Consider the following 9,050-nt stretch of genomic DNA (forward strand, 5'->3'; position numbering starts at 1 on the left):
TGCTAGCACGACACCAATAGCTGCAGGGCCTGCACAGATTAGTCCGAAAGATTTACCAAGTGGCGCACCGAAAGCTTTGTTTATAGCGTAACTGGCCCGAGCTGTATATTGGAATTCTAAATGTCCAGCTTCATTGCTGTAGACATCTCCAAATGTTTGATCCAGTGTTGCTAGCGCCACTTCAACACCACGTCTAGCATCTGAAACATCATCACTACCAATGATAATGAGAGAGCCATGGCCTGCACCACCTTTGGTATCACGTGGTAGTTCAATAGAGAGAACCTCGGTGTTAGTCGCTTTGACGGCTTCATCCACTGCCATGATATGAGGACCTGCGCCCACACGCGCACCAATAATACCAATGGAGCGGTATTTAGGGTCAATGCCCATCTTTTCGTGGAGTTCATGATCCACGTTGGCAATGACTAGTCCAATTGTATCGCCTATGGCGGTACCTACAAACTCGGTGATGGGATTAAGCATGATTAATCTCCTCCTTGTTTTTTTTCTTCTTTCTTATTTGATAATGTTCTTCTAAATCTTGATAACGTCTAAAACGACGCTTGGCTTCTTCATAACTTTCTTTCAGCAGATTTTCTTGATGTTTTTGACTAATTTGTCCCAAAGATGAAAATCTTTCCTCCCCATGGAGAAAAGTTGAATAGGTCTCCCACTTGGGTGCTTTATGGTCTATAGTAAAGCTACTTTCTTGGTTAGAAGTCGCTGGATGATAGCGAAACAGAGGCCAGTAACCGCATTCTACTGCTTTTTTCTCTTCAATAACGGAGCTGTTTTGAATTAAGCCATGTAGGATACAGGGACTATAGGCAATAAGAACCGCCGGCCCCTTATATCTCTCTGCTTCAATGATCGCTTTTAGGGTTTGCTCCGGACTAGCGCCAATGGCAATCTGAGCAACATAAATATTCTCGTTTTGGATGAGGATGTTTGCCAAATCTTTTTTACGCCGACGATTACCACTGCTAGAAAATTTATTCCTAGAACCAAGTGGACTTGCCTTACTAGTTTGACCACCTGTATTGGAATAACCTTCTGTATCAAGAATAAGTACATTAACATCTGTATCCGTAGATAAAATATGATCCAGCCCTCCATAGCCAATATCATAAGCCCAGCCATCTCCTCCAACAATCCACTGAGAACGCTTAGCTAAGAGAAAACGCAGATCATAGAGCTCATTAAGCTCAGGATAAGCTTCTTTTTCATTGATCACCGCATTAATGACCAGTTGAGAAACCGCTTCATAATGCTGATTGTACTCATATGCAACTAGCCAATCTGTCAGACTCTTTTTAAATTCTTGACTGTAGCGACTATCTAATAGATACTGACGGAGTTTATCTGCTAAATTGGCCTGTAGAACCTCACTACCAATCTGCATGCCGTATCCATATTCTGCATTATTTTCTAGTAGAGATGTTCCCCAAGCAGGTCCATAACCATTTTCATTTTTTGCATACGGAACGCTAAAGTTTGAACAGCCCCAGATAGAACTGCAACCTGTCGCATTTGCAATCATCATAGAAGAACCAAAAAGTTGCGTAATCATTTTGATATAAGCAGGCTCGCCACAGCCTGCACAGGCACTCGGAAATTCCAAAAGTGGTTTCTGAAACTGACTTTCTCGAACATTCGTCTTGACTACAGATTTCTTCTCTGCTAATCTATGGTGCTCTGTGACATAATCCCAATGTTTCGCTTCTTTATCGCAGGCTATATCGGCATCAACCATATTTAATGCTTTCCCACGAGCAGGGCATATGTCATAGCACAAACCACAGCCTGTACAATCCTTTGGAGAGACTTGAAGACGATAGCGAAGATTGCTTTTCCCTTTAGCAGATAGCGTTGAAAAGTCATATTTTTGTTCCTCCTCGTCTAAAAGAAATGGACGGATAGCTGCATGTGGACAAACCGTTGCACAAAGATTACACTGAATGCAACGTTCTGAATTCCAATCTGGAATACGATCACAAACAAAACGCTTCTCATTTTGGCTGCTAGCAGTTGGGAATTTGCCGGCAGAGAGTCCATTAATCACAAAAGCACTAACTGGAATTTCATTTCCCTTCTGTAAATCTGCTAATTTCTGCAAGTCAAACATGTGAGTAAAAAGTTTTTTCTCTTCCTTTTCATCTTCATCTGGTAAGCTTGACCAGGCAGGATCAATCTCAACTTCCTCTAAATAATCAAGTGCTCTATTCATGACCTGAACATTAGCGTCCACTAATTCTTGGCTGATTTCGCTATACTTACTGATAACCTGATCTTTCAAATGAAAGAAAGCATGTTTAAAATCTACCAGATTTGTTAGTTTCAAAAAGCAAACCTGCATAATTGTATTGACTTTAGGACCTAATTCATACTCGCGTGCTAATTTACTAGCTGGAATTACATAAAAACGGATACGTTTTTGCGATAGGATACGTCTGATTTTATTAGGAAGAATGCGTGCAACTTTATCAGCACCATAACTAGAATTTAAAAGGAATGTTCCGCCTTCTTGAATACCATCCAAGATACCATAACGTTTAAGATAACGTTCTGTATAACAGCTAACAAAATTCGGATGGTAAACTTGATAGCTAGAGCGAATAGGTTCCTTTGAAAATCGCAAATGTGAAACTGTTAGGTTATCTGTCTTGCGTGAGTCAAACCAAAACTGCCCTTGCACATCTAGACTGGATAATTCACCAATTGTCTTAGCAGTCTGACGGCTACAACTAACAGCACCATCTGAGCCCATGCCCCAAGTCTTTGATTGAAAACAATTTTTTACAGGAGTCAAATCTTTACAGCCAATCTCTTCTAAAGATAGATTTGTTACATCATCTTGGATCCCAATCGTAAAACGATGCTTACTTTTTTCTTTCTCAACTTCTAAAATAGCTGCGCGAATCTGAGCAGCCGTTACATCTTTTGAACCTAGACCATAACGTCCACCAATAATCTTTGGATGGCACTGCAACTCATAGCAAACACTCTGTATGTCCAGGAGTAGTGGCTCTGCTAAGGAACCATTCTCCTTTGTCCGATCCAAAACAACAATCTGCTTGACTGTCCTTGGAAGTTTTTCTAAAAAATTCTCTCTAGGAAATGGACGATAAAGATGCAAGTTTAGACTACCATAATGAGAATCTTTTTGATTGAGCTCATCAACGACCTGATGAATAGCATCATTTACGGATCCCAAAGCAATAATAACTGTCTCTGCTTCTTTAGCTCCATAATAATCAACTATACCACGCTGTGTTCCAAACAAGGGGTTATATTTACTTAAAACTTGCTTCATCAACTCAGGGACAAGACTATAAAGGCTATTATTAGATTCTAACTGTTGAAAATAAATATCTGGAGCCATACTTGACCCAGAAGCTGTTGGTTCATCATTCCGCATGGACTCTTTCTTAAAAGCGTGAATATATCCTCTATCTATAACTTCTCCTATTTCATTTATGGTAGGAAGAACGATTTTCCTTTGTTCATGACTAGTATTAAAACCATCAAAAAAGTGTAAAACAGGAAGTCTGGCTCTTACAGCTAATTCATGAGCTACTGCGGCAAAAAGCGCGGCTTCTTGCACAGAGGAAGCACAAATCATAATAACACCTAAATGACGGACAGCCATCACATCGCTATGATCACCAAAAATACTGAGCGCACTAGTAGAAAGAGAACGTGCAGATACATGAAGAACTATTGGCAATTGTTCTCCAGCCATTTTTAATAATGTAGGCTCCATTAAAAGAAGACCTTGTGAACAGGTATAAGTCGTAGCTAAGGTTCCCACTTTTAGGAGACCATGCAGAGCTCCTGCTACACCTGCCTCAGACTGCATTTCGATTGTTTGAACAACATTCCCAAAAGCATTCTTAGTTTTTCTTCGGTTAGCCATCTCTTCCACTTTTTCTGCCATAGTAGAGGACGGTGTAATAGGATAGATGGCAGCAACTTCTGTAAAAGCATACGACACATGAGCTACAGCTTCATTGCCATCCAGAACAACTTGCATCTGCTTCGCCCCCTTTCAAAAATGTAAGAGTGTTAAAGGCTAGAAAAATCTATACTTTTAATAGTTGCTTTTACAATTAATCTTATTTATAAATTATAGAAATTTGATGAAATATGTTTTATCCCCTAAAAGTTTCACTACCTAGATTGTAAGATATTTTTGATAAATAATATAAAACAATGTTGATAGATTTATGGTAAAATTTTGACTTTCTTTTTTTATTTATTTCCTAAAAATTAGAATTTTTTTATTTGCAAATAACAAATTTTTGCACTTTTTTATCCAAAAATATGCCAACCTTTTTTTAAAAAAGGATTTATACTTATAGCGTGAGAGAAAGGAGTAACTCTATGCTGATAGAACGTGCTTATTTATTTCCCAGTCAAAAGACGGTTATTGATATAAAAGACGATTTTGATCACCCCAACCATCTATTAACTATCGGCATTGCTTCTTCGGCAGATGCTGAAAAAGTTATTTCAACTTTAAAAGCACAGGGAGTCAATAAAATTGATATTTCTCCTGATTTGAACTTTGAATCCAAAACCACAGTAGTTGAACCTCATTGTCGTGATAGCGACGAGGATAAATTATTAGGAATTATTACGGCATCTTGTTTAAAGGCTGTCACTCTAGCAAGGGAGTTGAAAATACCAGTCACCTTTTCTCTTGTTGATCAGGCAGGCCACGAACTCTTTAGTTATCGAATGCCCCATGCTTTACTTGTTAGTATTGAACTTGCAAGAAAGAAGGCACGTACCGCTGTCTATATGAATTCCGCTACCAGTGCTCTACATAGCCTATCACAACCAGAAGGAATACTCTACAATATTGAGGCCATCAGCCAAGGGCAAATTGTTACTTTTGGTGGCGGTCTTCCACTTGTTTATGATGGTAAAGTATTCGCAGCTGTCGGTGTGAGCGGTGCTTCTAATCCCGAAGATGATGAACGAATTGCTAATTGTTGGATTCATTATCTTACTAGTTTACATTTGTACCAATATTTACACATCTCAAATTTGAAAGGAGTTTCATATAATGAAAACATTTGATGTGAAACCAGGGTTCTCAGAACCAACTGCACGTATAAAAGCATTAAAAAATGCTGTACTTGATGCTTCACCTCGTATTGAGGTAGAACGTGCACGTTTGATTACAGAATCTTACAAGGAAACGGACGGGCAACCAACCGTCCTGCGGCACGCTCTGGGGCTGAAAAAAATCCTTGAAGAACTACCTGTTATCATTCGAGAAAATGAATTGATCGTCGGAACTGCTACGATTCAACAGCGGTCTTGCCAAATGTTCCCTGAATTTGGACCACAAGGTTTAACAGATGAATGGGAAACTGTGTCAAGCCGTTCTGCCGACCCATTTGCTCTAGATGAGGCAACCAAAAAAGAACTCAAAGAAATTTTCGATTGGTGGGGCAAGGAAACGACAAGCAGCTATGCTCTCTCACTCATGGATGAAAATACAAAAGAAGCTATGGCTGCTGGAGTATTCACTGTTGGTAATTATCTAGCGGGCGGTGTTGGTCACTTCTGTGCTAATTATGAAAAAATTATTAAGCATGGAATTCGTGGTGTTATCAATGAAGTTATTACAGCTATGCAGGCTGCCGATAAAAAAGATCCTGAATGGGTCAATAAAGAACAATATTACAAAGCTGTCTTAATCACTTTAAATGCAGCCGTAAACTTCGCAAATCGTTATGCTGATAAAGCCGAAGAAATGGCTCGTGCTACCAATGACAGCAAACGAAAAGCTGAACTCTTGAAGATTGCTGAAATTTGTCGAAAGGTTCCTGAACAACCAGCGACTAGCTATTATGAAGCATTACAATCATTCTGGTTTATCCAACTAATTCTTCAAATAGAAAGTTCCGGTCACTCCATCTCCCCAGGACGTTTTGACCAGTACATTGATCCATTCTATCAAGCCGATCCAATTAGCCAAGAAGATGCTCAAGAATTATTGGACTGCTTATTTGTTAAGTTCAATGATATCAATAAACTTCGTGATATCGGTACAGCTACTGCTTTCGCCGGTTATCAAATGTGGCAAAATATCAACTGTGGTGGACAAACAAAAGATGGACGCGATGCTACCAACCCAACTTCTTATATGGAGATTGAAGCAATGGCCCACTTGATGTTAGCAATGCCTTCTCTATCTCTACGTATTTGGAATGGATCTCCTGATGAGTTTCTAATGAAAGGTGCTGAATTAGCTCGACTCGGTGGTGGACAACCAGCTTTCTATAATGATGAGGAAATTATTCCAGCTAAAGTTAATCGTGGTATTCCTCTTGAAGAAGCACGTAACTATGGTATTGTAGGATGTGTAGAACCTAATATAACAGGTAAAGAACATGGATGGCATGATGCTGCTCTCTTCAATTTACCAAAAGTATTAGAAGTTACCATGGAAAATGGACGGCTAAATGGAAAACAAATTGGTCCAAAAACAGGGGAGTTTGCAGATTTTAAGACCTACGAAGAATTCTGTGCTGCTTATGAAAAACAAATGGAATTCTTTGTAAAATTGTTGGTACGTGCAGATAACTCAGTAGATTATGCACATCGTCGTTATGGCCAATTAGCCTTTGTTTCCACTATGATAGAAGATTGTATCGGACGTGGTAAAACAATGGAAGAGGGCGGTGCTATTTACAACTTCATAGGCCCTCAAGGTATCGGTTCTGCCAATATGGGAAATGCTCTCTACAATATCAAGAAATTAGTCTTTGAAGATAAAAAATTCACTATGGCAGAACTTAAAGAAGCTATGGATCACAACTGGGGTAAACCTCTTGGTACCATTAATCCTGTAACTGGTATGGTAGATAAATCTATTGCCCATACACCTGAAACAAAAGACTTAGATGCTATCGTTGAAGCCGTTAAAAAGGTCTTAGGCAATGATTCTAGCATTGACTTTTCTAATCTTAAACTGGATAAGACATCAAGTATTGCCAAAACTGGAAAAGAAGATCGTTATCAAGAAATTCATAAACTGATTATGGACTCTGACAAATATGGTAACGATTTAGATGAAGTAGATAACTGTGCACGCTATGCTTCTCGTGTTTACTGTAAAATCCTTGAAACCTATCCAACACCTCGCGGTGGCTGCTATCAAGCGGGTCTCTACCCAGTATCTGGTAATGTTCTCTTTGGATCCTTCATTGGAGCTACGCCAGACGGACGTTATAAGACAGAAACCATTGCTGAGGGGGTATCACCAACCCGTGGTACTGACGTTTTAGGTCCAACTGCTGCCGCTAATTCAGTTGCTAAGCTGGATCACTTCATCGCTTCAAACGGTACTCTTTATAATATGAAATTTAGTCCAGAAGCTGTCGCTGGCCAAGAAGGATTGGCTCGTCTATCCGCTTTAATTCGTGGTTACTTTGACCGTAAAGGTGGTCATGTTCAATTCAATATCATGAACCGTGATGTTCTCCTTGATGCACAAAAGAATCCACAAAACTACAAAGACTTAATTGTACGTGTTGCTGGATACAGTGCACAATTTATCTACCTTGATAAAACTGTTCAAGATGACATCATCGCTCGTACAGAATTTTCAAGATTTTAGTCAACTTTAAAGCTCTTTAGAAAGGGGAGACTCATGGAAACGGTTGATATTGATTTTAACAAACAAGCTTGCGTCTTTAATATCCAACGTTTCTCAATCCACGATGGACCAGGTATCCGAACAATTGTCTTTCTAAAAGGTTGTCCTCTACGTTGTAAATGGTGCTTCAATCCCGAATCACAATCTCCGGAACCAACTCCCGATTTTGGAGAGTATCTGACCGTTCAGGATGTCTTTGAGCAGATTCGCAAAGACTCTGTGACCTATCGCAGGTCTGGCGGTGGTGTAACTTTTTCAGGTGGTGAAGCGCTCATGCATCCCGACTTTCTAGAGGAAGTAATCAAAGTCTGTAAAATCAATGGTTGGAATACAGCTATTGAAACTACCGCTTTTGCAAGTGAAGCCGTTATCAGGCGGATCATACCTATGCTAGATTATATTCTACTGGATATTAAAGCAATTCCAGAACAGCTTCACAAAGAGCAAACAGGTGTTGCCAATCAACGAATTTTACGAAATGCGCTAATCATCAATGACATTGCAAAAAATGTCACTGTACGTGTACCCGTAATACCAAACTTCAACTACTCCGAAAAGCAGATCCACTATATTTGTAGATTTGTCGAACATATGGATAATGTTCGCACTATCCACCTCTTGCCTTATACCAACTTTGGAGAAAGTAAGTATAAAATTCTGGGGCGAGATTATGAACTCCACGATGTCAAGCCTCTGCGTCAAGAGGACCTCTATCATTTGAAAGAAATCGTTGAAGGATATGGCTTCACCTGCCTTATTGGCGGATAATATATAAAAATAAAAGGAGAAATAAATGGATCAAGAATTACTCAATAAGGTAGTTCAAGGAGTACGAGATGAGCTTAATAAAACAACTCCTACTACCTCATCTGACTGCCCAATAAACTGTGCGACATCCATCACCGAGTTTGTAGGTACCGCTATAGGCGATACAATTGGACTAGTCATTGCCAACGTGGATCACGAGCTCCACGAAAAAATGGGCATTGACCCTAAATACCGCTCCATTGGTATTATTGGTGCGCGTGTAGGTGCAGGCCCTCATATCATGGCAGTGGATGAAGCTGTCAAAGCGACTAACACCGAGGTTCTCTCTATTGAACTACCACGTGATACCAAAGGTGGTGCAGGCCATGGCTCTCTCATTATCATTGGTAGTGATGATGTTTCAGATGCTAGACGCGGTATTGAAGTGGCGCTAGCAACACTGGATCAAACATTTGGAGATGTCTACAGCAATGAAGCTGGACATTTAGAATTCCAATATACAGCTCGGGCCAGTTACGCTATAAACAAAGCTTTCGGTGCGCCACTTGGTAAATCTTTCGGACTAATCTGTGCAGGCCCTGCAGCTATTGGTGTCGTGCTAGCA

General features: G+C 39.9%; 6 protein-coding genes. 4 read left to right on the forward strand and 2 right to left on the reverse strand.

Going from position 1 to position 9,050, the window contains the following annotated elements:
* A partial coding sequence (gene pduB, locus A3I3_RS10265) for a propanediol utilization microcompartment protein PduB (RefSeq protein ID WP_018372211.1) occupies positions 1 to 486 on the reverse strand: 486 nt, incomplete at its 3' end.
* Positions 479 to 4,036, reverse strand: coding sequence for a pyruvate:ferredoxin (flavodoxin) oxidoreductase (gene nifJ / locus A3I3_RS10270; protein ID WP_018372212.1), 3,558 nt, complete (start codon positions 4,034 to 4,036; stop codon positions 479 to 481). The genes nifJ and pduB (A3I3_RS10265), both read right to left, overlap by 8 nt.
* Positions 4,037 to 4,386: 350 nt before the next feature.
* On the opposite strand from nifJ, the gene A3I3_RS0108090 reads away from it, so the two are divergent.
* From A3I3_RS0108090 to pduB (A3I3_RS0108105), 4 genes are all read left to right on the forward strand, one after another.
* Complete coding sequence (locus A3I3_RS0108090) at positions 4,387 to 5,088, forward strand: GlcG/HbpS family heme-binding protein (RefSeq protein WP_018372213.1); 702 nt, start codon at positions 4,387 to 4,389, stop codon at positions 5,086 to 5,088.
* Positions 5,075 to 7,639 (forward strand): glycyl radical protein, encoded by a 2,565-nt coding sequence (locus tag A3I3_RS0108095; protein WP_018372214.1) that lies wholly within the window; start codon positions 5,075 to 5,077, stop codon positions 7,637 to 7,639. The genes A3I3_RS0108090 and A3I3_RS0108095 overlap by 14 nt, the downstream gene beginning before the upstream one ends.
* 33 nt (positions 7,640 to 7,672) lie before the next feature.
* A complete protein-coding gene (locus A3I3_RS0108100; RefSeq protein ID WP_018372215.1) occupies positions 7,673 to 8,446 on the forward strand; it encodes a glycyl-radical enzyme activating protein in 774 nt (257 codons plus the stop codon).
* Between the two features lie 25 nt (positions 8,447 to 8,471).
* On the forward strand, positions 8,472 to 9,050 hold a 579-nt coding region (gene pduB, locus A3I3_RS0108105), incomplete at its 3' end, for a propanediol utilization microcompartment protein PduB (RefSeq protein WP_018372216.1).

The organism is Streptococcus massiliensis DSM 18628 (assembly GCF_000380065.1).
In the GTDB taxonomy this organism is placed as follows: domain Bacteria; phylum Bacillota; class Bacilli; order Lactobacillales; family Streptococcaceae; genus Streptococcus; species Streptococcus massiliensis.

What these genes read in the sequence shown, in the direction of transcription:
- A3I3_RS0108095 (WP_018372214.1), top strand. Translation starts at nt 5,075, where the DNA reads ATGAAAACATTTGATGTGAAACCAGGGTTCTCAGAACCAACTGCACGT.
- nifJ (WP_018372212.1), bottom strand. Translation starts at nt 4,036, where the DNA reads ATGCAAGTTGTTCTGGATGGCAATGAAGCTGTAGCTCATGTGTCGTAT.
- A3I3_RS0108100 (WP_018372215.1), top strand. Translation starts at nt 7,673, where the DNA reads ATGGAAACGGTTGATATTGATTTTAACAAACAAGCTTGCGTCTTTAAT.
- A3I3_RS0108090 (WP_018372213.1), top strand. Translation starts at nt 4,387, where the DNA reads ATGCTGATAGAACGTGCTTATTTATTTCCCAGTCAAAAGACGGTTATT.